Genomic DNA, 25,573 nt, shown 5'->3' with positions numbered 1-25,573 from the left:
GCAGCGTAAGCGAGCCTCCGCGCTCGGTTACAATATGACGCTTCAGGCGCCCCGCGCACGAGTTCGCGCGAACGGCGCCGTTTCCTGTTTTCCGCCTCTCTGACGCCTGCGCGGCGCGACACGCTTTATGCACATCCATATCCTCGGCATCTGCGGCACGTTCATGGGCGGTCTGGCCGTCCTGGCGCGCGAAGCAGGCCACAAGGTCACCGGTTGCGATGCCGGCGTCTATCCGCCGATGAGCACGCAGCTCGAAGCGCAGGGCATCGAACTGATCGAGGGTTACGGCGCGGAGCAACTCGCGCTGGAGCCCGATCTCTTCGTGATCGGCAACGTGGTCACGCGCGGCAATCCGCTCATGGAAGAAATTCTGAATCGCGGGCTGCCTTATACCTCCGGTCCGCAATGGCTCGGCGAGCACGTTCTGAACGGCAAATGGGTGCTCGCGGTCGCGGGCACGCACGGCAAGACCACGACCAGTTCCATGCTTGCGTGGCTGCTCGAAGATGCGGGCATGAACCCCGGCTTTCTAATCGGCGGCGTGCCGCTCAATTTCGGCATCTCGGCGCGGCTGACGGACTCGAGCTTCTTCGTGATCGAAGCCGACGAGTACGACACCGCGTTCTTCGACAAGCGTTCGAAGTTCGTGCATTACCGTCCGCGCACGGCGTTGCTCAACAATCTCGAATTCGATCATGCGGATATCTTCCCGGATCTCGCTGCCATCGAAACGCAATTCCATCATCTCGTGCGCACGGTGCCGGGCATCGGGCGCATTGTGACGAACGGGCGCGAGGCGGCGCTGGAACGTGTGCTGACGCGCGGCTGCTGGTCGGGCGTCGAACGCTTCGGCGTGGAAGGCGGCTGGCAGGCGTTGCCCGCAACTGAAGGCGCGACCGTCGATGAGCAATTCGCCGTGTATTGGGAAGGCGAGCGCCAGGGCGTGGTGGACTGGCTCGTGCAGGGCGAGCACAACCGCATGAACGCGCTCGCGGCCATCGCGGCGGCGCGTTCGGTCGGCGTGCCGACGGCGCAGTCGGTCAAGTCGCTGGCGAGCTTTCGCAACGTCAAGCGGCGCATGGAAGTGAAGGGCAGCGTCGATGGCGTCACCGTCTACGATGACTTCGCGCATCATCCGACCGCGATCGAAACCACGGTCGCGGGTTTGCGCACGCGCATCGGCGATGGCGCGCACACGCGCATCCTCGCAGTGCTCGAACCGCGCTCCAACACGATGAAGCTCGGCACCATGAAAGCGCAGCTTCCCGCGAGCCTCGCCGATGCCGATCTCGTCTTCGGCTACGGCGCGCGCGAAGGCCGCGACAAGCTCGGCTGGGATCTGGCCGAAGCACTCGCGCCGCTCGGCGAAAAAGCGCACGCCTTCAACGAAATCGATCCGCTGGTGAAGGCGGTCGTCGCCGCCGCGCGTCCCGGCGACCACGTGCTCGTGATGAGCAACGGCGGCTTCGGCGGCGTCCATCAAAAGCTGCTCGATGCACTGTCCGCACGGCCCGTCGCGGCCACCCAAAAAGGAACGACGTGATTCTCTACCTGCACGGCTTTCGCTCATCGCCTCAATCGTTCAAGGCGCGCGTCATGCGTGCGCGCCTCGCCGAACTTGGAAGGCTGGGCGAATGGCAGTGTCCGGTGTTGCCGGTCTCGCCGCGCGAGGCGATCGAACTGGCGGAATCGCTGGCGCAAGGCAAGCGGGTGGATCAGGTGACGGTGGTCGGCAGTTCGCTCGGCGGCTTTTACGCCACGCATCTCGCCGAGAAACACGGCTGGCGCGCGGTGCTGCTCAACCCGGCGGTCGTGCCGCAAAGAGACCTCAGCGCGTATCTTGGCGAACAGCCGTTGTGGCATGGCGGCGGCAGCATCACCGTGTTGCCGCGTCATCTGGATGAACTGCGCGCGCTCGCGGTCGATACCATCACGCGTCCCGAGCGCTATTTCCTGATCGCCGCGACCGGCGACGAAGTGCTGGACTACCGCGCGATGCTCGCTCATTACCCCGGCGCGCGCACGACGCTGATTCAGGGCGGCGATCACGCCATCAGCGACTTTGCGGATTATCTGGACGATGTGCTCGCGTTCTGCGGCCGCGAACCGCCGCCCGCGGTCACGCCTGCAGCCGCGTGATCCGAGAAACAAGCATCGTCTGAATCGCATTCTTTCGCCGGCGTCGTCGATGCCGCCGGTAACCGTCTTACGAGAGTATTGAGTGAACGTTTTCTTCGAGGAATCGGGTAGTTTCAAGGCCGGATCGGTGCTGTCCAAACAAGGCGATGCGTTTCAGGTCGAATTGCCGGGCGGCCGCCGCGCGAAGGTGCGCGCGAAAGATGTGCTGATCGAATTCGACAAGCCCGCAGCAGGCGAACTGATGCAGGAAGCCGACGCCATCGCGCAGGAAATCGATCTCGATTTTCTGTGGGAATGCGCGCCCGAGGAGGAGTTCCCGTTCGCGACGCTCGGCGCGGATTACTTCGGCGACAAGTTCGGCCCAACCGAACGCGCGGCGCTCGTGTTGCGCATGCATGGATCGCCCGTGTATTTCCGCCGCAAGGGGCGTGGGCAATATCAGCGCGCGCCGCAGGAACAGTTGCAGATGGCGCTTGCATCGCTCGAACGCAAGCGTCAGCAGGCGCTCGTGCAGCAGGGCTACGAAGAAGAACTGAAGGCGGGCAAGCTGCCGGAAGCGCTCAAGGGCAAGGCCATCGGCTTGCTCACGAAGCCGGACAAGAACACGATCGAATACAAGGCGCTCGAAGCCGCTGCCGCCGCGCGCGGTATTTCGCAGGCTCGGCTCATGCTCGAATGCGGCGGGATTGCGTCGGCGCGGCAGTTGCATGAAGCGCGGTTCTTGTCGGAGTTCTTCCCGCATGGCATCGGTTTTCCGTCGGTGCAGCCTGCGCCCTTGCCCGAGGAATTGCCGGAAGCCAACGTCGAAGCGTTCTCCATCGACGATGTAACCACAACCGAAATCGACGACGCCTTCTCCGTCGAGCATCTCGCGGATGGCCGCGTGCGCGTGGGCATCCACATTGCCGCGCCGGCGCTGGGCATCGCGCGGGGCGATGGTATCGATGCGATTGCGCGCGGGCGCTTGTCCACCGTCTACATGCCCGGCGACAAGATCACCATGATGCCGGACAACGTGGTCGAGGCGTTCACGCTCGCGGAAGGCGGGCTGCGTCCGGCGTTGTCGCTGTACATCATCGTGAATCGGGAAACGCAGGAGATCGTCGCGACGGAAACGCGCGCCGAACGCGTGTTCGTGAAGAACAACCTGCGTCACAACCATCTCGATGAGCACGTCACCGAGGAAACGTTGGCAGCGGGAACGGGCGAGTATCCGCACAAGGAAGACATTGCGGTGCTGTGGCCGCTCGCGCAGGCGCTGTTCGAAAAGCGTCAGCAGGCGCGCGCGACTTACGGGCTTCGGCGCGAGGTCCAGCGCAACAACGACTTCAACTTCTACGTCGAAGGCGAGCACATCACCATCACGCCGCGCCGGCGCGGTTCGCCGCTGGATCTGATCGTCGCGGAACTGGCGATTCTCGCGAATTCGTCGTGGGGCGCGTTCCTGAACGATCACGGCGTGCCGGGCATCTATCGTTCGCAGCGCGGTTTCGGCGGACCGGGACCGAAGCGCACGCGCATGCAGACCACGCCCGCGCCGCACGAAGGGCTGGGCGTTGCGCAGTACGCGTGGAGCACGTCGCCGCTGCGGCGTTATGTCGATCTGGTCAATCAATGGCAGTTGCTCGCGTGCGTGCAGCATGGCGTGACGGCCAAGCTCGCCGCGCCGTTCAAGCCGAAGGACGCGGACCTGTTCGCCGTGGTGCAGGGTTTCGACGATACGTACACCGCCTACGCCGATCATCAGCGGCGCATGGAGTATTTCTGGTGTCTGCGTTGGCTCAAGCAGGAAGGCAAGCGGCAAGTGCCTGCGTCGGTCATCAAGGACGATCTCGTGCGGCTGGAAGAGATTCCGCTCGTGTTGCATGTGCCGGGATTGGGCGTGCATCAACGCGGCACGCGGGTGATGCTCGAAGTCGCGTCCATCGATGAACTGACGGTCGAGGCATCGTGCCGTTTGCTGCATGTGATCGATGCGCCTTCCGCCAGCGCGCCCGTCGAAGAGGAAGAACCGGAAGAAGAGATCGTCGATGCCGAGGATCTCTCGGCCGAAAGCGAAGCGGAAGCGCAGGCGGAAGCATCCGCCGAACCGCCTTCTGAATCGACCGGCGACGCGCAACCCTCCACGGAGCCGACGCCATGAGCGCGCGCGATCAATACGCGGTGATCGGCAATCCGATCGAACACAGCAAGTCGCCGTGGATCCACGCGAAGTTTGCCGAGCAAACCGGCGAGCCGATCGAATACGGCCGCATTCTCGGTCCGCTCGGCGGGTTCGATGAAGTCGTGAAGCAGTTCGTCGATGCAGGCGGGCGCGGCATGAACGTGACCGTGCCATTCAAGCTCGACGCTCACGCGTTCGCCACGACGCTTTCCCCGCGCGCGGCGGCAGCGGGCGCGGTGAATACGCTTTCGTTCGATGCAGACGGCGTGCGCGGCGACAACACCGACGGCGTCGGCCTCGTGCGCGATATCGAAGCGAATCTCGGCGTGAGTCTGCAAGGCGCGCGCATTCTGCTGCTGGGCGCGGGCGGCGCGGCGCGCGGCGTCGTCCTGCCGATGTTCGACCGCAAACCGTCGGCGCTGGCTATCGTGAATCGCACGGCTTCGAAGGCGCAGCAGTTGATCGATCAGTTCGCCCAAAGCGCGCACGACGCAGGCGTGCGTTTCGCAGGCGGCGCGGCGAGCGACATCGATGCAGGCCAATACGATGTCATCGTCAACGCAACCGCAGGCAGCCTCGACGCCGCCTTGCCCGACTGCGACGACCGGGCGTTCGGTCCCGGCACGCTCGCCTACGACATGATGTACAGCGCCAAGCCCACCGTCTTCATGCAACACGCGAAAGCGCTCGGCGCGGATGTCGCGGACGGTCTCGGCATGCTGGTCGAACAGGCCGCCGAATCGTTCTTCATCTGGCGCGGCGTGCGTCCGGACGGCGGCGCGGTGCTGCGCGAATTGCGCGGCGTGTTGGCTGCCCACGCCCGAACCTGATGACGACCGCGCCAATCGGCGGCCGCCATTCATCGGATGCGCCGCGTGGACGCAAGGCCGTGCGGCTCGGCCCGGCGCGCTGGATGCTCTACGGCGTGTCCGTGTTCTTCATCGCCGCACTCGCGACGCAGCTCTATTTTTTCGTGCAGATCGGCATCTGGACGACGACAAACCCCGGCGAAACCGCCTTCATGCGCGCCGATGCGTGGACACTCGCGAAGTCGCATCCCGGTATCACGCTGCAACGGACGTGGGTGCCCTACGACCAGATTTCGCGCAATTTGAAGCGCGCGATCATCGCGTCCGAGGATGCGAACTTCGTCACCAATAACGGCTTCGAAACCGACGCCATTCTGCAGGCGTGGGAAAAGAACAAGGCGCGCGGCAAGCTCGCGTTCGGCGGTTCGACCATCACGCAGCAGCTTGCGCGCAACCTGTTTTTGTCGCGCGAGAAAAGCTATGTGCGCAAGGCGCAGGAGCTGGTCATCACCGCCATGCTCGAATTCTGGATGGACAAGGAACGCATCTTCGAGATCTATCTGAACTCGGTGGAGTGGGGCAACGGCGTGTATGGCGCGGAAGCCGCCGCGCAGTATTACTACAAGACGACGGCGGCCAAACTCACGCCGTGGCAAAGCGCGCGGCTGGCGGTCATGTTGCCGAGACCGAAGTACTTCGACGACCATCGGAATGCTCCGTATCTTTCTCAACGAGCGGGCGTGATCGCGCGAAGAATGGGCGCGGCGGCGCTGCCGCAATGAAATTTAGCTACGCTTGATAAACACCGTAAAGCCCTGATTCGTCAGGGCTTTTTTGTTTTTGACGAGCTTTCGGCTGTCAGCTTCGCTCCCATTATGTGAACCGAGCGATCACATATTGAATTTTTGAGATAGGCCGTCCTACAATCCGCCCATAGGCAAAAGACGTCCGCGAATCGCTGCCGGAAGCATCGAGAGGCAAACGCGGAACGTCAGACAAAAAAACTTTCGGAGACACGTCATGCATACGATCGCTCGTCCGCGCTCGCGGGTCGCATCGCGCGAAATTTTCGCCGCACAGGATGCCGTCGCGCTCCATTCGTCGCGCCATGCAGGCCGCGCATCGCACCGTGCCTGACACGGGCCAGTCCATCGAGGAACGAGCGCCATGACCCAGAACACTTCTTTCGAAACACACGACGCCCACGACACGCACGAAAGCGATGAAGTGCGCCACGACCATCATCCGGCGTCGAGCCGCGTGCATCACGGCAATGGCAACGCCAACGCCAGCCGCGATCCGGATGCCATCGCATTGCCGAGCGCATTGGTCGATATCACGCCGCAGCAAGCCGGCACGCAAACGCTGCTGCGCGGCCTCGCGATTCTCGAAGCCGCCGCGAACGGCGCGCGCGATCTGCGCTCGTTCGGCGCGGCGCTCGGCACCACGCGCAGCACGACGCATCGGCTCGTGAGTTCGCTGGTGCAGGCGCGCTATCTTCGGCAAGTGCAGGGCGGCTATCTGCTCGGGCCGAAGCTGATCGAACTCGGCACCATCGCGCTGGAACAGATGCCGCTTACGGCGGTCGCGCGTCCGCATTTGCAAGCGCTGGCCGATCACACGCAGGACACCATTCACCTCGGCGTGCGCGATGGCGACGACGTGCTCTATATCGACAAGATTCCCGGCACGCGCGGGCTGGAGATGCGCTCGCGCGTGGGGCATCGCATGCCGCTGGCATCGACGGGAATCGGCAAGGCGATGATGCTCGACCTCGAAGCAGGCACGTGGAAGCGGCTGCTCGAAGTGTCGCTGAAGGCGTTGGAAAAGAAGAGCTTCAAGCCGGAGACGCGGCCCGACATCGACACATTCCTGCAACGCATGACGCGCTATTCGCATGGCGGCTTCACCTTCGATCTCGAAGAAAACGAAGCGTCGATCCGCTGCGTGGCCGCGCCCGTGCGCGATGCGTCCGGCGCGATCGTCGCCGCGTTGTCGGTCGCGAGCACGATTCCCTACATGCCGCACGAACGCATGGAAGAACTGATTCCGGTGATTCAACGCGAAGCTCGCGCGATCTCGGAAGAACTCGGCTGGCGCGCCCCGCAGGCATCCCGCAGGATCAAACGATGAGCGCACCCGCATTGATCGCGCTGGACTGGGGCACGACGTCGCTGCGCGCGTATCTGCTCGATGCGAACGGCGCGGCGCTCGACACGCGCGCTTCGTCGGCGGGCATCATGAAGCTGCCTGCGGGCGGCTTCGATCAGGCGTTCGAAGAAACGTGCGGCGCGTGGCTCGATTCGCACACGCAACTACCCGTCATCGCGGCGGGCATGGTCGGCAGCGCGCAGGGTTGGGTGGAAGCGCCCTACGTCGAAGCGCCCGCCGATGCGGATGCATTGGTCGCAGGCATCGTCACGGTGAAGACAGCGCGTGGCGTCACGGTGCATGTGGTGCCGGGCGTGCTGGAGCGCGGCAAGCTGCCCAATGTGATGCGCGGCGAGGAAACGCAGATCTTCGGCGCGCTCGCCAACGATGCATCGCTCGGCGCACCGGGCGGCGCGTTGATCGGTCTGCCAGGCACGCACGCCAAATGGGCGTTCGTGGAAGAAGGGCGCATCGAACGTTTCTACACCTTCATGACGGGCGAGACCTTCGGCGCGCTGCGCGATCACACCATTCTTGGCCGCACGATGCAGCCGAATGCATCGTCCGATGCCGCCGCTTTCGAGCGCGGCGTGGACACCGCGCGCGATTCGGGTCATCCCGGCATGCTCGCCACGATTTTCACGACGCGCACGCTCGGCCTCACCGGACAACTCACGCCGGAACAGCAGCCGGACTATCTCTCGGGCCTGTTGATCGGCCACGAACTGCGCGGCCTGAACGAAGTGCTGGCGCTCGATGGTTCGACGCTGGCCGGACGCACGCTGCGCCTGATCGGCAACGATGCGCTGTGCGACCGTTATCGCGCCGCACTCGCGCGCTTCGGTTGTCACGATGCGCCCACGGTCGCGCACGCCACCGAGCGCGGCCTTCACCGGATTGCCGTGCAGGCCGGACTCGCGAACGCGTCCGTGCGCGCGGCCTAAAGGAAGGAGCAAAAAGATGCAGCCTCCCATCAATCTGCCCGCGCCCTACGGCATGCACGGCGGTTTGTCCAAAGCGTTCGCGGCGTGTCCGCTGGTCGCGATTCTGCGTGGCATCGAACCGGCGCATGCGGCCGAACATGGCCGTGCGCTGTATGAGGCGGGCTTTCGCATCATCGAAGTGCCGCTGAATTCGCCGCAGCCGTTCGACAGCATCGCGGCGATCCGTCAGGCATTGCCCGCCGATGCGATCGTCGGTGCGGGAACGGTGCTGCATCCGAGTTACGTCGAGAGCGTCAAGAGCGCGGGCGGCGAACTGATCGTGATGCCGCACAGCGACAGCGACGTGATCCGCGCGGCGAAAACGCTCGGCCTTGCATGCGCGCCGGGCGTCGCCACGCCGACCGAAGCGTTCACCGCGCTCAAGCACGGCGCGGACGTGCTGAAGATGTTCCCCGCCGAGCAGCTCGATCCGGTCGTCGTCAAGGCGTGGCGCGCGGTGATCGCGAAGGAAGTGCCGCTCGTGCCGGTCGGCGGCATCGCGCCGGACAACATGGGGCCGTTTCTGACGGCGGGCGCGAACGGCTTCGGGCTCGGTTCGGCGCTCTACAAGCCGGGTCAGGATGTCGAGACGACCGCGCGTCACGCGAAGGCGTTCATCGACGGACTGGCCATCGCAAAAGGTGACATGCGATGAACCGGCTCGCCGGCAAAGTCGCGATGGTGACGGGCGCAGGGCGCGGCATTGGCGCGTCCATCGCGCTGGCGTTCGCGCGCGAAGGCGCGGCCGTGGCGCTGGCGGAACTCGACATCGAAATCGCGCAGGCGACGGCGGCGCGCATCGCGTCCGAGGCGGGAACGGAGCGCGTCTTCGCGGTGAAGACGGACGTGACGCAAAGCGCATCGGTGAAGGACGCCGTGCAGGAAACCGAAGCGCGCTTCGGCCCGCTGGACGTGCTGGTGAACAACGCGGGCATCAACGTGTTCTGCGATCCGCTCACCATGACCGACGACGACTGGAAGCGCTGCTTCGCGGTCGATCTCGACGGCGTGTGGAACGGTTGCCGTGCCGCGCTGCCGGGCATGGTGGAACGCGAGCGCGGCTGCATCGTGAATATCGCTTCGACGCATTCCTTCAAGATCATTCCGGGCTGCTTTCCGTATCCGGTGGCCAAGCACGGCGTGATCGGACTGACGCGCGCGCTGGGCATCGAGTACGCGCCGAACAACGTGCGCGTGAATGCCATCGCGCCGGGTTACATCGAAACGCAATTGACGCATGACTGGTGGAACACGCAAAGCGACCCGCAGGCGGCGCGTCAGGCCACGCTCGATCTTCAGCCGATGAAGCGAATCGGCCAGCCGCAGGAAGTGGCGATGACGGCGGTGTTCCTCGCATCGGACGAAGCGCCGTTCATCAATGCGAGTTGCATCACCGTGGATGGCGGGCGTAGCGCGCTGTATCACGACTGACACGCGAAACATGAGAAATGACGCACTGGCCGCGGTGCGGCATCACGACTAATAAACGCGGCCACACACCTTGTAGCGCCCGCACGCGGGCATCTTTGAGACAACGGAAAAAGTCGGGAGACAAAAGATGAAACGCAGACTGTTCCTTACCCTGATCGCCGCCGCCACGGCCACGAGCGCCAGCATGATCGCCGCGCCCGTCGCGCAGGCCGCCGACGACGTGAAGATCGGCTTCCTCGTGAAGCAGCCGGAAGAACCGTGGTTCCAGGACGAGTGGAAGTTCGCGGAAACCGCCGCCAAGGAAAAGGGTTTCACGCTGGTGAAGATCGGCGCGCCGTCCGGCGAAAAGGTCATGAGCGCGATCGATAACCTCGCCGCGCAGAAGGCGCAGGGCTTCATCATCTGCACGCCGGATGTGAAGCTCGGGCCGGGCATCGTCGCGAAGGCGAAGGCCGACAAGCTCAAGATGATGACGGTCGATGACCGCCTCGTCGACGGTTCCGGCAAGCCGATCGAATCCGTGCCGCACATGGGCATTTCGGCTTACAACATCGGCAAGCAAGTGGGCGATGGCATCGCCGCCGAAATCAAGAAGCGCGGCTGGGACATGAAGGATGTCGGCGCGATCGACGTGACCTACGAGCAGTTGCCGACCGCGCATGACCGCACCAGCGGCGCGACGGATGCGCTCGTGGCCGCGGGCTTTCCGAAGTCGAACATCGTGATGGCGCCGCAGGCCAAGACCGACACCGAGAACGCGTTCAATGCCGCGAACATCGCGCTGACGAAGAACCCGCAATACAAGCACTGGGTGGCCTACGCGCTGAACGACGAAGGCGTGCTCGGCGCGGTGCGCGCGGCGGAAGGGCGCGGCTTCAAGGCGGACAACATGATCGGTATCGGCATTGGCGGATCGGACTCGGCGATCAACGAGTTCAAGAAGCCGAACCCGACGGGCTTCTACGGCACCGTCATCATCAGCCCGAAGCGTCACGGCGAAGAAACGTCCGATCTGATGTACGCGTGGATCAAGGACGGCAAGGAGCCGCCGATGCTCACGCTCACGACCGGCATGCTCGCCACGCGTGAAAACGTGGCGTCGGTGCGTCAGCAGATGGGTCTGGCGTCGAACTAAACGTGTGATGTTCAGCGGGCCGCCTTCGAAAGCGGCCCGCGCTGAAATAGGAGGCGCTGTGTCAGCCACGCTGCGTTTTGACAATATCGGCAAGGTGTTTCCAGGCGTGCGCGCGCTCGACGGCGTGTCGTTCGACGTCAATGCCGGCGAGGTTCACGGCTTGATGGGCGAGAACGGCGCGGGTAAATCGACCTTGCTCAAGGTGCTGGGCGGCGAGTATCAGCCCGATTCGGGGCGCGTGCTCATCGATGGAAACGAAGTGCGGTTTGCGAATGCGGGCGCGTCGATCGCGTCGGGCATCGCGGTGATTCACCAGGAATTGCAGTACGTGCCGGATCTGACCGTGTCCGAGAATCTGCTGCTCGGCGCGCTGCCGAACCGGCTCGGCTGGGTCAACAAGCGCGAGGCGAAGAAGCACGTGCGCGAACGCCTCACGGCGATGGGCGTCGATCTCGATCCGAACGCGAAGCTGCGCAAGCTGTCCATCGCGCAGCGGCAGATGGTGGAAATCTGCAAGGCGTTGCTGCGCAATGCGCGCGTGATCGCGCTCGATGAACCGACTTCCTCGCTGTCGCATCGCGAGACCGAAGTGCTGTTCAAGCTCGTGCGCGATCTGAAGGCGGACAACCGCGCGTTGATCTACATCTCGCATCGCATGGACGAGATTTACGAACTGTGCGATGCCTGCACGATCTTTCGCGATGGTCGCAAGATCGCCTCGCACATGGCGCTGGCCGATGTGCCGCGCGACACGCTCGTGCAGGAGATGGTCGGGCGCGAGATCAGCGACATCTATAACTATCGCGCGCGCCCGCTCGGCGATGTGCGCTTCGCCGTGAACAACATTCAGGGCGATGCGTTGAGCGCGCCCGTGAGTTTCGAAGTGAAGCGCGGCGAGATCGTGGGCTTTTTCGGTCTGGTGGGCGCGGGCCGCAGCGAACTCATGCATCTCGTGTATGGCGCGGACAAGAAGAAGGATGGCGATATCAAGCTCGACGGCCAGCCGATCAAGGTGCGCAGCACGGGCGAGGCGATTCGTCACGGCATCGTGCTGTGTCCGGAGGATCGCAAGGAAGAAGGCATCGTCGCGATGGCGACGGTCGCGGAGAACATCAATATCTCGTGCCGCCGGCATTACCTGCGCGCGGGTTTGTTCCTCGATCGCAAGAAGGAAGCGGCGACGGCGGACCGGTTTATTCAACTGCTCAAGATAAAAACGCCGAGCCGCAGGCAGCGCATTCGTTTTCTGTCGGGCGGCAATCAACAGAAGGCGATTCTGTCGCGATGGCTTGCCGAGCCCGACCTCAAGGTCGTGATTCTCGATGAACCGACGCGCGGCATCGACGTGGGTGCGAAGCACGAGATTTACAACGTGATCTATCAGTTGGCCGAGCGCGGCTGCGCGATCGTGATGATTTCATCCGAGTTGCCGGAAGTGCTGGGCGTGTCGGACCGCATCGTGGTGATGCGGCAGGGGCGCATCGCGGGCGAACTGCCGCGCGGTCAGGCGAGTGAACAATCAGTGTTGAGCCTTGCGCTGCCGCAGGCGGACACCGTGGCGAAAGCAGCGTAAAGAGGAGCGAGTCATGGAAGCAAGAGAAAACATCGTGAGTCAGGCGGGCGAGCAGGTCGCCAGCACGCTGATTCCGTCGAAGAACGACAAACAGAAGTGGTGGCAGCAGGTCACGGAGTACAGCCTGATCGTGATCTTCATCGTCATGTTCGTGACGATGTCGCTGACCGTCGATCACTTTTTTTCGATCGAGAATATGTTGGGGTTGGCGCTGTCGATCTCGCAGATCGGCATGGTCGCCTGCACGATGATGTTCTGTCTCGCGTCGCGAGATTTCGATTTGTCGGTGGGGTCGACGATTGCCTTCGCGGGGGTGCTTTGTGCGATGGTGTTGAATGCCACCGGGAATACGTTTATAGCAATCGTTGCTGCTGTCGTCGCCGGGTCGGTGATTGGGTTTGTGAATGGGGCTGTGATTGCTTATCTGCGGATCAATGCTCTTATCACGACGCTTGCGACTATGGAGATTGTGCGCGGGCTTGGGTTCATCGTGTCGCACGGGCAGGCGGTGGGGGTTTCGTCGGATACGTTCATCGCGCTCGGCGGTTTGACGATGCTCGGGATTTCGCTGCCTATCTGGGTTACGTTGGCTTGTTTTGTGGTGTTTGGGGTGCTGCTTAATCAGACGGTTTATGGGCGAAATACTTTGGCCATTGGCGGGAATCCTGAAGCGTCGCGGTTGGCGGGGATTAATGTCGAGCGGACGCGGGTTTGGATCTTTCTCGTGCAAGGGGCGGTGACTGCGCTCGCCGGGGTTATTCTCGCTTCGCGGATTACTTCGGGGCAGCCTAATGCGGCTGAAGGCTTCGAACTTAATGTGATTTCGGCTTGTGTGCTTGGTGGGGTTTCTCTTCTTGGTGGGCGGGCTACGATTTCTGGGGTCGTGATTGGGGTGCTCATTATGGGTACCGTCGAGAATGTCATGAACCTGCTTAATATCGATGCGTTTTATCAGTATCTCGTTCGTGGGGCTATTCTTCTGGCGGCGGTTTTGTTGGATCAGTTGAAGAATCGAGGTGGGCGGGATTGAGGGTTGTTTTTTCGGGCAAGGGGCTGCTTCTGTTTGTGTCTTTATTGCAGTAGCCGCCTCCCCGGCGGGGGGGTAACTTTCTTTGCTGCTGCAAAGAAAGTCACCAAAGAAAGCAGCTTTTTACCCCATGCACGATGGCTGGAAAGGGTGGTCTGGATTAATCAATACAGTGGCCGCGTTAGAACTTCCTTCGGTCGGTTAAGCGCATTGGCAACCTAACGATTCCGCGCTCGAATGTTCATGGCTTAGTGGACCGCACTCATTCTTTCGGCCATGCGCTTCGCGCGCCGAGAGCTTTAGAACGGAATCCCGCAGCCTATAAGTGCCCAGCCACCCTCACGCTTCTCCGCAAGATTGCTATTCGGCCCTACCTTGGTTAGCACTTCGAGCGAAGGGCTAAAGCCGGCGTGTGCCGCTTTACGGAAGTGCTAACCAAGGTACGGCCCAATGGGAGGGGTGCGATGCGGCTTGATGAGGCTGGGCGCTTATACGCTGCGGGATTCCGTTCTAAAGCTCTCGGCGCGCGCAGCGCATGGCCGAAAGAATGAATGCGGTCCACTGAGGGTTGGTTATTCGAGCGCGTAATCGCCAGGTTGCCTAAGCGGCGGGTTATGCGCGTGACGTCCTAACGCGGCCACTGCATTGTTAATCCAGACCAACACTTTCCAGCCAGCGAGCCTGGGGGTAAAAGCTGCTTTCTTTGGTGACTTTCTTTGCAGCAGCAAAGAAAGTTACCCCCCGCCGGGGAGGCGGCTACTGAAAAAGAAGCCCAAACAGAAGTAGCCCTTTGCACGACAAAAAAAGCAGCCCCTTGCACGAAAAAAACCCAAAAAACCAAGGGCCCCCGCTAATAGACCACAAACAAAACAGCCCCCACGATAACCCCCGACCGGAGAAAACCCGATGACCCTATCCGCGCAATTATTGATCGACAGCAAATGCACCTTAGGCGAAGGCGCCACCTGGGACGCGCGCAGCGGCCTTTTCTACTGGACCGACATAGAAGGCAAGGCCCTCTGGCGCCACGACCCCCGCGAAAATAAAAGCCAAAAATTCGAAATGCCCGAACGCCTCGCAACATTCGCGATTTGCGGCGACGCCCACACCTTACTGCTAGGCCTCGCATCAAAACTCGCATTCTTCGACCTGAAAACCGCCGCAATAACAACCATCACCGAAGTAGAAGCAAACCTGAAAACCCGCCTGAACGATGGCCGCTGCGACCGCGATGGCCGCTTCGTCTTCGGCACGAAACACGACGTAGAGGATGCCGAACCGCTCGGCGCGTTCTACCGCCTGAACCTCGACCTCACCCTCGAGCGCCTGCCGCTCGGACATTGCGCGATCTCGAATAGCATCGGCTTCAGCCCTGACGGCGACAAAATGTACTACTGCGATTCGCCGACGCGCCACATCCGCGTGTGCGACTATGCGGACTTCGCGAACGACCGCGTGTTCGTCGAACTAAGCGATGCCGATGGCGTCCCCGACGGCTCCACGGTCGATGCCGACGGCGGCCTGTGGAACGCGCAATGGGGCGGCCGGCGCGTCGTGCGCTACGGCCCGGACGGACGCGAAACCGCGCGCATCGAAGTGCCGACCGCGCAGCCGAGTTGCGCCGCGTTCGGCGGCGTGGCGCTCGATGAGCTGTACATCACGAGCGCGCGCATCGGACAGGAAAACGATGCGCACGCAGGCGGCGTGTTCATCGCGCGGCCCGGCGCACGCGGCATCGCGGAACCTTTTTTCGCCGGAAAGGTTTAAAGCAAAGACAACACGCATAACACGAACAACACGAGGCAGCGCGCAACGACGCGCCGCCCATTCGGCCCGGCGGTGCCGGGATCGTCGCCTCTCGATGGAGCACGAGTCATGGCCGCTGCGCGCACGGAGCAACGAACGGAATCCCAGACAGCTTCAACCGCACAGGCGAACGCGCGACGATCGCGACTCGCCGCCGCATCCGAGCCGCCGATCCGGCCTGGTCCGGCAACCGCCGTGGTCGCCATCGGCGGGGCGGCGAAGGCGGGCTGCATCACGCTGGCGAATGCGAAGTTGAGACTCGAAGTGATGCCCTCGCTGGGCGGCGGCATCACGCGCTTCGACTGGCGGCATGAAGGCGTGCTGACGCCGATCTTCCGGCCTTGTCACGCGCCCGGTCCGGGCACCGATCCCAATCAACTCGCGTGTTATCCGCTGCTGCCGTATTCGAACCGCATCGGTAACGGGCAGTTCGAGTTTTCCGGACGCGCCATCGACGTGCCGTGCAATCGCGCGGGCGAACCGCTGCCGCTTCACGGCGATGGCTGGCTCGGCGCGTGGAACGTCGAGGAAGAAGAGGCGACACACGTACGCCTGTCGCTCGATTGCCGCGCGGGCAAGCCGTATTCGTTCCGCGCGTCGCAGACTTATCGGCTTGAGGATGCCACGCTCGTGGTCGCGCTCGATGTGGAGAACACAGGCAACGAGGCGCTACCGTTCGGACTCGGACTGCATCCGTTCCTGATGCGCGAAGCCGATACCGAGCTTTCCGCCGCCGCTGGCGGACTCTGGCTCTGCGGCGACGACTGGCTGCCGGTGCGGCATGTTCCCGCGCCGCCTGCGTGGCAATTCGGCGTCGCGTATCCGATGCCCGCATCGATGGTGAACAACGCGTTCACCGGCTGGAGCGGCCGCACGAGCGTGCTGTGGCCGAAGCGGCGGCTGTCGCTGACCATCGCGGCGGACACGGATTACTACGTGCTCTACGCGCCGCCCGACGAAAACTTCTTTTGTTTCGAGCCGGTCGATCATCCGATCAACGCGGTGAATCTGCCGGGCGGCGGCGAGGCACACGGCATGACGGCGCTCGCGCCCGGCGAGCGTTTGTCGCGCGAATTCCGTTTCACCGTGGAGCGCACCGGCGAGTCCGCGCGCCGTTCGAGGCCACGCACACGCGCAGGAACAAAAGCGAAGGCGCGGGCGGCGCGCTGATCGCCGCAAGCACGCGAGAACGGCACGTTAAAATGCGTGCCATCGACGTCTCTCGTGAAAGAAAGCCCACCATGTCCTTCATCCAGTCTCTCGACGCCGCGTGGTCGCGCACGCAATCGCTGCTGTGCGTCGGTCTCGATCCCGAGCCGTCCAAATTCCCCGGCGCGCTCAAGGGCCGCGCCGATTCCATCTTCGAATTCTGCAAGACCATCGCGGATGCCACCGCGCCGTTCGTCTCGTCATTCAAGCCGCAGATCGCGTACTTCGCGGCGCATCGCGCGGAAGATCAGCTCGAAGCGTTGATCGCGCATATCCACGAAAAGCATCCCGGTATTCCGGTCATTCTCGATGCCAAGCGCGGCGATATTGGCAGCACGGCCGAGCAATACGCAAAGGAAGCGTTCGAGCGTTATCGCGCGGATGCCGTCACGGTGAATCCGTACATGGGTTTCGATTCGATCGAGCCGTATCTCGCGCATGAAGGCAAGGGCGTGATCGTGTTGTGCCGCACGTCGAATGCGGGCGGCTCGGACCTTCAATTTCTCACGACGGACGGGCAACCGCTCTATCAGGTCGTGGCGAGACTCGCGGCGCAGAAGTGGAACGCGAGCGGCCAACTCGGGCTGGTCGTCGGCGCGACGTTTCCGAAGGAGATCGAAACGGTGCGGAGTATCGTCGGTGAGATGCCGCTGCTGATTCCGGGCATCGGCGCGCAAGGCGGCGATGTCGAAGCCACCGTGCGCGCGGGGCGTACCGCGAACGGCACGGGCATGCTCATCAACTCGTCGCGCGCGATCATCTACGCCGGAAAGGATGACGACTACGCGCAAGCTGCGGCCATCGCAGCGAAGAAAACGCGCGACGCCATCAATCAGGTTCGTTGACGGCGCGCGGCGCGCTTCGTTTCCTTCGCGGTTTCGGGCATCGGGGCGAGCAGCGCTTCGATGTCTTCTTCGGAGAACTTCACGCTCGCCGCCGCATCTTCCGACAGAATGCCCGCCGCCAGCGCGGCCTTGCGCTCCTGCATCGCCACGATTTTCTCTTCGATGCTCCCCGCCACGATCAGCTTGTACACGAACACGGGCTTGTCCTGCCCGATGCGGTGCGCGCGGTCGGTCGCCTGATTCTCGGCCGCGGGGTTCCACCACGGATCGTAGTGAATGACCGTGTCCGCGGCGGTCAGATTCAGGCCGACGCCGCCCGCTTTCAGGCTGATCAGGAAAATGGGCACTTCGCCCGCCTGGAAACGTTGTACCGGTGTCTTGCGGTCGGCCGTGTCGCCGGTGAGCATCACGTAGGTCAAACCGGCCTGGTCGAGCATCGCGGCGATGATCGCGAGCATGCCCGTGAATTGCGAGAACACCAGCACGCGCCGTCCTTCCTCGATCAGTTCCGGCAACATGTCCGACAGCAATTCGAGCTTGGCCGATTCCTCGATTCCCTTCGATGCCGCGAGCCGCACGAGCGACGGATCGCAGCACACTTGCCGCAGCTTGAGCAGCGCATCCAGCATGAGGATGTGACTGCGCGCGAAGCCTTGCTTCGAAATGGCATCGCGCACTTTCTTCTGCATGGCGGCGCGCACGGTTTCGTAGAGATCGCGCTGCGGGCCTGCAAGTTCGACCGTGCGCAAGATGGTGGTCTTTGCGGGCAGTTCCTTCGCCACTTCGTCCTTGCGCCGACGCAGCATGAACGGACGAACGCGCCGCGCAAGCAGAGTGCGCCGCGCTTCGTCGCCGAGCTTTTCGATCGGCTTGCGCCAACGGCTGGCGAAATCCTTTTGCGAGCCGAGAAAACCCGGCAGCAGAAAGTCGAACTGCGACCAGAGTTCGCCGAGATGGTTTTCGAGCGGCGTTCCGGTCAGACACAAACGATGCCGCGCGCGCAGTGTCCGTATGCTTTCCGCCGCCTTGCTCGATGCGTTCTTCACGTACTGCGCTTCATCGAGAATCAGCAGATGGAAGTCGTGCTGGACGAGCGCTTCGTGATCGCGCCACACGAGCGGATACGTCGTCACAACCAACTCATGTTCGCCGATGCCCGCAAACCGCTCATGACGCAGCGGGCCATGCAAGTCCAGCACCTTGAGGCCAGGCGCAAAGCGACGCGCCTCGTCGAGCCAGTTATTGACGAGCGTCGTCGGCACCACGATCAGCGCCGGACGGTCGAGCCTGCCCGCTTCCTTTTCCACGACGATATGCGCGAGCGTCTGCACTGTCTTGCCGAGGCCCATGTCGTCGGCGAGCACGCCAGCGAGGTTCTGCTCGCGCAGGAATTGCATCCAGTTCAGGCCGTCGCGTTGATAGTCGCGCAGGCGCGCTTTCAGTCCGCGAGGCATCGCCACTTTGCGTGGGCCGCTTGTGCCGCGCAGACGTTGCACGAGATCGAGCCGAGCAGGGTTGCCGGTCATTGTCCAGCGCAGCGCCGGGTCTTTGCTGTTCAGGCGGCCCGCTTCGAGCGCGGGGAGGCGCAGCGGGACATCGGCATCGATCGGGCGTTCTTCGAACAGATCGAGCAAGGTCGAAACGAGCGGCTTGAGACGGTCGGCGCGCAGGCTGAAGCGTCGGCCGGTGTCGGTTTTGAACGCGATTGGCTCCGCGTCGGGGATGCCGCCGAGACCGCCGCTGAGCCATCGGCGGTCGCGCCGGAACAGTTCCGCCAGCAACGGTTCCAGCCGAAGCGGCTGTCCTTCCACCGCGATGCCGAGTTCGAGATCGAACCAGCCATCGCCGGTTGCATGCGCGCTGGCGTCGATTTCCGTGACTTCGGCGACATCGAAACGCGAATTCGGCGCGATGACGATGCGCCAGCCTCCCTCGCGCAAAAACGGCACGCGTTCGTCGATGAACGCGGTCCAATCATCGCGCGACGGCATGAAAAAGCCGTCCGCATAGGAACCATTCGCCAGGGGTTTCAGGCCCGACATGCGCAGCAGATCGATCCACATGGCTTCGAGATTGCCTTCGCGATGAATCCGCACCACCTCGCCATCCGGCAGTTTTGCAAGCACATCCGAACTATCCGCGTTGATGACGACGCCACCGTAGTCGAATTCGAGCCGCGCGATATCGAGTTCCGTCGCGGGGGCGGACAACTTGCGAGGAACGTCAAGCATCAGCGTGTCGAGCGTCAGCACCGCTCGCGGGCGGGCGTCGAGCGTGCGCATCGGTTGTGCGCCTTCGACGGGCGGCACGGGCAGCGCAGGCGCGAATTCGAGCATCGCCGCGCGCACCATTTCGGCTTCGCGGAGCGTGAGCAAGGGCATCGCCAGATAGTCGTGGATCAGTTCGTCGGGAATGGATGCGTCAACGATTCCCGTTTCGTTCTGCTCGATATCGATGTACCACGGCGGCTCGGTCGCCAGGATGACATTGGATTCGGGCTGCGTTTTGAGCGCCGGAAAAACGAACTCTTCCTTGTGCGGAACCCATTCGATGTCCGCGCGGCGGCTCGCGCCCGGGCGCATGGGCGCATCGAAGGCCGGATTGCGCGGATCGATCGCGTAAAAGAGGCGACCGGTTTCGAGCATCATTTGCCAGATGGCCGAGCCTTTCTTTCCGTTGAGCGGATAGGCCTCTACATTCGACGCGCGCTCCGCTCTGAATGCCCGGACGATGGCGTCGTCCCGCTGATCCACGAAGCGCGGCGGCGTGCCCGTCGGCGAGTAGTTCGGATGCCACACTTCGGCCGCCCGTACCGCGCCATCCACGCCGAGTCGCGCCTTCAGCAAAACGAGTTCGACCGGCGAATCCTCCATTGCAGAGGGCGTCAACAAATACACGATGCAATAGCTCGCGCCGGTCACCGGCTTGGCGGCCTTCACGCGTGCCTGCTCGGATTGCTCGACCTTGCGGCGAAAGGTGGAAAGCCATCGCTCGACTTCGTAGCTCAGGCCGTTTTCTTGCGAATCGGCTTTCTGTTGCCTGAGATGAGCGAGCAGGGTGGCGGCGACATGCTTGCACTGTCTGCCGACCGGACACGAGCAGTAGCCCTGCGGCCGGCCGTCCCGAAACACGATTTCCACGAGATAGGGAAAGTGCGCCGTGCCATCGACCCGCGCGTGGAGCTTCCCGTCGATCGACCTGAGATCGGAGACACGATCGACATAACCCTGCGCACGGCCGAACACCGATGGACCGAACCAGGCGCCGACGAGTTCTTTCGTGTAGGTGATGTCCTCTGCGGAATCTGAAACTCGTTTTTGTGTTAGTCGCCGATACCCGCTCACCGCTCACTTCTCTCCATGAATTCCAGCAACTTGCGCAACGCATGCGCCGCCGCCTGCGTGCGCACTTGCTCGCGATCGCCCTTGAAGTGCAGCGTCTCGACGCTCGTATCCAGCCGGTTGCTCCAGCCGAAGCACACCGTGCCGACCGGCTTCGACTCGCTGCCGCCCGCCGGTCCCGCGACGCCCGTGATCGACACCGAGACCTGCGCGCGGCTGTTGCGCAACGCGCCTTCGGCCATGGCTTTCGCAACCGGTTCGCTGACCGCGCCGTGCTGCTCGATCAGCGCGGCGGGCACGCCGATCATCTCCGTCTTCGCCAGATTCGAATACGTGACGAAGCCGCGTTCGAACCACGCGCTGCTGCCCGAAATATCCGTGATCGCGCTCGCGACCATGCCGCCCGTGCAGGATTCGGCGGTGGCGAGCATCAGCCGTTCGGCGTGCAGCTTGTTGCCGACGCGGATCGCGAGTTGGTGAACGACGGTATCGGTCGACATGGCAATTCTCGATGGTTGGCGGTTGATGAAAACGTCAGATGGTCAGACGCCACAGCGCGATCACGAGCAGCGTGAAAAACGCCGCGACGAGATCATCGAACATGATGCCGAAGCCGCCTTTCAAACGGCGGTCAAAATAACGGATGGGCGGCGGTTTCACCATGTCGAAAAAGCGAAACACGAGGAACGCCCACAACTGCCCGATGATCGTGGCGGGCGTGACAAGCAGCAGCACGAGCCAGAACGCGACGATCTCGTCCCACACGACCGGCGACGGATCTTCGGTGCCCATTCGTTTCGCGGTGAAACCGGTGAACCCGCATCCGGCGATGAAACCAACGACGATCAGCGCGCCCCATTCCGCGACCGTCAAATGCGGATTGAGCGCGACGAACGACACCCACGCGAACAGCGTGCCGACGGTGCCGGGCATGATCGGCGACAGACCGCTGCCGAAACCCAGCGAAAGAATATGAAGCGGATGGTCGAGCATGAAGCGCGCGCTGGCGCGGCGCGGTTTGGCGCGCGGTGGCGAGGCATCGCTCGCGAGCGGGGGGTCATTCTGCATGGAAATGGTCGAAGCCTTGCAACGTCAGGGAAAGCGGTTGGCCGGCGGCATCGCGCCAGTCGATGGCGGGCGCACCGGCCGCTTCGATTGTACCGATGCGCGTCAGTTTCACGCCCACGCGTTGCTCGATTTGCGCGAGCGTTTCGCGCGCCTCGCGCGGCGCGGTGAAGCACAGTTCGTAATCGTCGCCGCCGGCGAGCGTGCATTGCCGGCGCGCGGCGTCGGGGAACGCGCGCATGGAGGCGGAACACGGCACGGCGTCTGCATCGACGATGGCGCGCATGTTCGAGCGCCGCAGGATGTGCATGAGGTCGCCCGCCAGGCCATCGGAGATATCGAGCGCCGCGTGCGCCACGCCGCGCAACGCCATGCCCAGCTCAACGCGCGGTTCCGGCCGTTCGAGCGCGTGTTTCCAGCGCGCGGCGGTTTGCGCGTCGGGCGCTTGCCATTCGCCGAGCGCCGAGCCTAAGCCCGCGCGTGCATCGCCGAGCGTGCCGGACACGTAGATGTCGTCGCCGACGCTTGCGGCATCGCGTCGCAGCGCTTCGCCTTGCGGGACATCGCCGAACACGGTGATGCACAGGTTGAGCGGTCCGTTCGTGGTATCGCCGCCGATCAGCGCGCAATCGAAACGCTGCGCCAGCGCGAACAGGCCGTCGCTGAACGCTTCGAGCCACGCTTCGTCGGCGCGCGGCAGCGCAAGCGCCAGCGTGAACGCGTGCGGTGCCGCGCCCATTGCCGCGAGATCGGACAGGTTGACAGCCAGCGCCTTGTGACCGAGCGCGTGGGGATCGACATCGGGAAAGAAATGGCGGCCTTCCACCAGCATGTCCGTCGAAATAGCAAGTTGATGCCCGGCGGGCGGCGCGATCAGCGCGCAGTCGTCGCCGATGCCGAGCGGCCGCGCGGCGGCATCGTCATGACGCGGTGCGGGTGCGCGCGCGCGGCGGGCGAAGTAACGGTCGATCAATGAAAACTCGGAGAGCATGCGTGGCCGTGAGAAGTTGAATTTGTGCGCTGCACGATAACAATGGCATGCCGCCGAAAGCCCTCCGAAACCCGCACGCGTTATCTCGATAAAAACCGCGATAACGCTGCGAGCCTTGTCCTGTCAGGCGATCAGACACATTCCGGTCATGGCACTTGTAGCCGAAAAGCATGGAGCGCGGTCCGAAACTGCGTCTGATTGGCGCTACAATGCGTTCGAACTTCCATTCTAAATCCCGCACTATCTGCCCGCCTTATGACGACTCCCGCCAACACCAAATTGCGCGAAGCCGCGCTCGACTATCACGAATTTCCCACGCCGGGAAAGATCGCGATCGCGCCGACCAAGCAGATGATCAACCAGCGCGATCTCGCGCTCGCCTATTCGCCGGGCGTCGCGTTCGCGTGCGAGGCGATTGTCGAAGACCCGCTGAACGCGGCGCGCTTCACCGCGCGTAGCAATCTCGTGGGCGTCGTGTCGAACGGCACGGCGGTGCTCGGGCTCGGCAACATCGGGCCGCTCGCGTCCAAGCCGGTCATGGAAGGCAAGGCGGTGCTGTTCAAGAAGTTCGCGGGCATCGACGTATTCGACATCGAGCTGAACGAAAGCGATCCGCACAAGTTGGTCGAAGTGATCGCGGCGTTGGAGCCTACGTTTGGCGGCATCAATCTGGAAGACATCAAGGCGCCGGATTGCTTCATCGTCGAGCGCGAATGCCGCAAGCGCATGAAGATTCCGGTGTTCCACGACGATCAGCACGGCACGGCCATCGTGGTGGCGGCGGCGGTCACCAATGGTCTGAAGGTGGTGGGCAAGAGCATCGGCGAAGTGAAGCTCGTGGCTTCCGGCGCGGGCGCGGCGGCGCTGGCGTGTCTGAACCTGCTCGTCGATCTCGGCATGAAGCGCGAAAACATTTTCGTGACGGATTTGGCCGGTGTCGTCTACAAGGGCCGCACGGAACTGATGGACCCGGACAAGGAACTGTTCGCCCGCGAAACCAGCGCGCGCACGCTCGCCGAAGTCATGGAAGGCGCGGACGTGTTTCTCGGTTTGTCGGCAGGCGGCGTGCTCAAGCAGGACATGGTCAAGCAGATGGCCGCGAAGCCGCTGATTCTCGCGCTCGCCAATCCGACGCCGGAAATCCTGCCGGAACTCGCGCTCGAAGTGCGTCCGGACGCGGTGCTGGCCACCGGCCGCACGGATTATCCGAATCAGGTGAACAACGTTCTGTGCTTCCCGTTCATCTTCCGGGGCGCGCTGGATGTGGGCGCGACGGTCATCACGAAGGAAATGGAAATCGCGGCGGTGAATGCGATTGCCGAACTCGCGCGTCAGGAACAAAGCGATATCGTCGCGACGGCGTATGGCATTCAGGATTTGTCGTTCGGGCCGGAATATCTGATTCCGAAGCCGTTCGATCCGCGTCTGATCGTGAAAATCGCGCCCGCCGTGGCGAAGGCCGCGATGGAATCCGGCGTGGCGACGCGTCCCATCGAGGACATGGACGCTTACGAGCAGCATTTGCAGCAGTTCGTCTATCACAGCGGCACGACCATGAAGCCGATCTTCCAGCTCGCGCGCAGCGTGGAGGCGGAGAAGAAGCGCATTGTGTTCGCGGAAGGCGAGGAGGAGCGCGTGCTGCGCGCGGTGCAGATCGCGGTGGATGAAAAAATCGCCAAGCCTATTTTGATCGGCCGGCCAGCGGTCATTCAGCAGCGCATCACGAAGTTCGGCCTGCGTCTCACGCCGAACGTCGATTTCACGATGGTCGATACCGACCACGACGAGCGTTACCGCGATTTCTGGCAGACGTACGCCAAGCGCATGGCGCGCAAGGGCATCAGCGAGCAGATGGCGAAGCTCGAAATGCGCCGCCGCACCACGCTGATCGGCGCGATGCTGGTTGAAAAGGGCGAAGCGGACGGGCTGATCTGCGGCACCGTGAGCACGACGCACCGGCATCTGCACTTCATCGATCAGGTCATTGGCCGCAAGGAAGGCGCGAAGGTGTACGCGGCGATGAACGCGCTCGTGCTGCCGGGCCGCCAGATTTTCCTGGTCGATACGCACGTGAACGTGGACCCGACGCCCGAGCAACTTGCCGAAATCACGATCATGGCGGCGGAAGAAGTGCGGCGTTTTGGCATCGAGCCGAAGGTGGCGTTGTTGTCGCATTCGAACTTCGGCACGAGCAACGCGCCGACCGCACAGAAGATGCGCGACGTGCTCGCGATTCTCCGCGAGCGCGCGCCCGAACTCGATGTGGATGGCGAAATGCACGGCGACGTCGCGCTGGATGCGCGGCTGCGCAAGGAAGTGCTGCCGGAATCCACGCTCGAAGGCGATGCGAACCTGCTCGTGCTGCCGAACATCGACGCGGCGAATATCTCGTACAACCTGCTGAAGACGGCGGCGGGCAACAACATCGCCATCGGGCCGATTCTGCTGGGCGCGGCGAAGCCGGTGCATGTGCTGACGGCATCGGCGACGGTGCGGCGGATCGTCAACATGACGGCGCTTCTGGTGGCGGACGCGACGGCAGCGCGATAAGGCCATCGCAGAAAGAACCAAGCGCGGCGAGGAAACTCGCCGCGTTTTTTCATTTTGGGACGAAAAAAAAGCGTGCCGAAGGTTTCGGCACGCTCAGGGCATAACAAACGAGTGCTTGCGGTTCCCTACAAACGCAGGACTATCGGCTTGAGCGCACGATGCCGTGAAGCTGGCGACAAGTGAGGCAACTTGTCCAGAGGCTTCGAATCCCACAACGATATTTTTATCTTTATGAAGATAAATTGCACTCAGATTGCGGCTAGATATGCTTGCCATACAGGCAGCTTTCTCTACCGTCGGTGGGGGAATCGGAGAAAAAATTCCCGATTCGGCCCCGAACATTGATTCGCTCTG

General features: G+C 63.0%; 20 protein-coding genes. 16 read left to right on the top strand and 4 right to left on the bottom strand.

Annotated features, from left to right (window positions below):
- Window positions 1–127: 127 nt before the first annotated feature.
- From mpl to pyrF, 15 genes are all read left to right on the top strand, one after another.
- Window positions 128–1,543, top strand: coding sequence for a UDP-N-acetylmuramate:L-alanyl-gamma-D-glutamyl-meso-diaminopimelate ligase (gene mpl / locus ACZCWR_RS15975; RefSeq protein ID WP_487301693.1), 1,416 nt, complete (start codon window positions 128–130; stop codon window positions 1,541–1,543).
- On the top strand, window positions 1,540–2,139 hold the full coding sequence (locus ACZCWR_RS15970) for a YqiA/YcfP family alpha/beta fold hydrolase (protein ID WP_487301692.1): 600 nt from the start codon (window positions 1,540–1,542) through the stop codon (window positions 2,137–2,139). Before mpl ends, ACZCWR_RS15970 begins: the two co-directional genes overlap by 4 nt.
- An 82-nt stretch (window positions 2,140–2,221) precedes the next feature.
- Window positions 2,222–4,282 (top strand): ribonuclease catalytic domain-containing protein, encoded by a 2,061-nt coding sequence (locus ACZCWR_RS15965; protein ID WP_487301691.1) that lies wholly within the window; start codon window positions 2,222–2,224, stop codon window positions 4,280–4,282.
- Window positions 4,279–5,133 (top strand): shikimate dehydrogenase, encoded by an 855-nt coding sequence (gene aroE, locus ACZCWR_RS15960; RefSeq protein WP_487301690.1) that lies wholly within the window; start codon window positions 4,279–4,281, stop codon window positions 5,131–5,133. The genes ACZCWR_RS15965 and aroE overlap by 4 nt, the downstream gene beginning before the upstream one ends.
- Window positions 5,133–5,894 carry a monofunctional biosynthetic peptidoglycan transglycosylase gene (mtgA, locus tag ACZCWR_RS15955; protein ID WP_487301689.1) on the top strand — a complete coding sequence of 254 codons (762 nt, stop codon included), beginning with the start codon at window positions 5,133–5,135 and terminating at the stop codon, window positions 5,892–5,894. The genes aroE and mtgA overlap by 1 nt, the downstream gene beginning before the upstream one ends.
- Before the next feature lie 385 nt (window positions 5,895–6,279).
- On the top strand, window positions 6,280–7,245 hold the full coding sequence (locus ACZCWR_RS15950; protein WP_487301688.1) for an IclR family transcriptional regulator: 966 nt from the start codon (window positions 6,280–6,282) through the stop codon (window positions 7,243–7,245).
- Window positions 7,242–8,207, top strand: a complete 966-nt coding sequence (locus ACZCWR_RS15945) for a 2-dehydro-3-deoxygalactonokinase (RefSeq protein WP_487301687.1) — start codon at window positions 7,242–7,244, stop codon at window positions 8,205–8,207. Before ACZCWR_RS15950 ends, ACZCWR_RS15945 begins: the two co-directional genes overlap by 4 nt.
- A 16-nt stretch (window positions 8,208–8,223) precedes the next feature.
- The gene (locus ACZCWR_RS15940; RefSeq protein WP_487301686.1) at window positions 8,224–8,901 is read left to right on the top strand and encodes a 2-dehydro-3-deoxy-6-phosphogalactonate aldolase; all 678 of its coding nucleotides are present in this window, start codon (window positions 8,224–8,226) and stop codon (window positions 8,899–8,901) included.
- Complete coding sequence (locus ACZCWR_RS15935) at window positions 8,898–9,677, top strand: SDR family oxidoreductase (protein WP_487301685.1); 780 nt, start codon at window positions 8,898–8,900, stop codon at window positions 9,675–9,677. The genes ACZCWR_RS15940 and ACZCWR_RS15935 overlap by 4 nt, the downstream gene beginning before the upstream one ends.
- A gap of 127 nt (window positions 9,678–9,804) precedes the next feature.
- Window positions 9,805–10,812, top strand: a complete 1,008-nt coding sequence (locus ACZCWR_RS15930) for an arabinose ABC transporter substrate-binding protein (protein ID WP_487301684.1) — start codon at window positions 9,805–9,807, stop codon at window positions 10,810–10,812.
- Window positions 10,813–10,870: 58 nt separating this feature from the next.
- Window positions 10,871–12,385, top strand: coding sequence for an L-arabinose ABC transporter ATP-binding protein AraG (gene araG, locus ACZCWR_RS15925; protein WP_487301683.1), 1,515 nt, complete (start codon window positions 10,871–10,873; stop codon window positions 12,383–12,385).
- A 13-nt stretch (window positions 12,386–12,398) separates the two neighbouring features.
- Window positions 12,399–13,415 (top strand): L-arabinose ABC transporter permease AraH, encoded by a 1,017-nt coding sequence (gene araH, locus ACZCWR_RS15920; RefSeq protein WP_487301682.1) that lies wholly within the window; start codon window positions 12,399–12,401, stop codon window positions 13,413–13,415.
- 903 nt (window positions 13,416–14,318) lie between these two features.
- Window positions 14,319–15,179 carry an SMP-30/gluconolactonase/LRE family protein gene (locus tag ACZCWR_RS15915; RefSeq protein ID WP_487301681.1) on the top strand — a complete coding sequence of 287 codons (861 nt, stop codon included), beginning with the start codon at window positions 14,319–14,321 and terminating at the stop codon, window positions 15,177–15,179.
- 108 nt (window positions 15,180–15,287) lie between these two features.
- Entirely contained in the window at window positions 15,288–16,388 is a 1,101-nt protein-coding gene (locus tag ACZCWR_RS15910; RefSeq protein WP_487301680.1) for an aldose 1-epimerase, read from the top strand.
- 71 nt (window positions 16,389–16,459) lie between these two features.
- Entirely contained in the window at window positions 16,460–17,272 is an 813-nt protein-coding gene (gene pyrF, locus ACZCWR_RS15905) for an orotidine-5'-phosphate decarboxylase (protein WP_487301679.1), read from the top strand.
- Here pyrF and ACZCWR_RS15900 read toward each other — a convergent pair.
- Genes ACZCWR_RS15900 through thiL form a run of 4 tightly spaced genes read right to left on the bottom strand, consistent with a single transcriptional unit; the run spans window position 17,260 to window position 22,669 of the window.
- Complete coding sequence (locus ACZCWR_RS15900; protein WP_487301678.1) at window positions 17,260–20,616, bottom strand: DEAD/DEAH box helicase; 3,357 nt, start codon at window positions 20,614–20,616, stop codon at window positions 17,260–17,262. The two genes, pyrF and ACZCWR_RS15900, sit on opposite strands and share 13 nt — an antisense overlap.
- The gene (locus tag ACZCWR_RS15895) at window positions 20,613–21,113 is read right to left on the bottom strand and encodes a CinA family protein (protein ID WP_487301677.1); all 501 of its coding nucleotides are present in this window, start codon (window positions 21,111–21,113) and stop codon (window positions 20,613–20,615) included. Before ACZCWR_RS15895 ends, ACZCWR_RS15900 begins: the two co-directional genes overlap by 4 nt.
- A gap of 34 nt (window positions 21,114–21,147) precedes the next feature.
- On the bottom strand, window positions 21,148–21,681 hold the full coding sequence (locus tag ACZCWR_RS15890) for a phosphatidylglycerophosphatase A family protein (RefSeq protein ID WP_487301676.1): 534 nt from the start codon (window positions 21,679–21,681) through the stop codon (window positions 21,148–21,150).
- Window positions 21,671–22,669 (bottom strand): thiamine-phosphate kinase, encoded by a 999-nt coding sequence (gene thiL / locus ACZCWR_RS15885; protein WP_487301675.1) that lies wholly within the window; start codon window positions 22,667–22,669, stop codon window positions 21,671–21,673. Before thiL ends, ACZCWR_RS15890 begins: the two co-directional genes overlap by 11 nt.
- A 255-nt stretch (window positions 22,670–22,924) precedes the next feature.
- Between thiL and ACZCWR_RS15880 the strand changes: the two genes are divergently transcribed.
- Window positions 22,925–25,219, top strand: a complete 2,295-nt coding sequence (locus ACZCWR_RS15880; RefSeq protein WP_487301674.1) for an NADP-dependent malic enzyme — start codon at window positions 22,925–22,927, stop codon at window positions 25,217–25,219.
- Window positions 25,220–25,573 lie beyond the last annotated feature (354 nt).

It is taken from the genome of Caballeronia sp. A2-2 (assembly GCF_057612605.2).
This window is presented reverse-complemented; position numbering and strand designations above follow the sequence as displayed.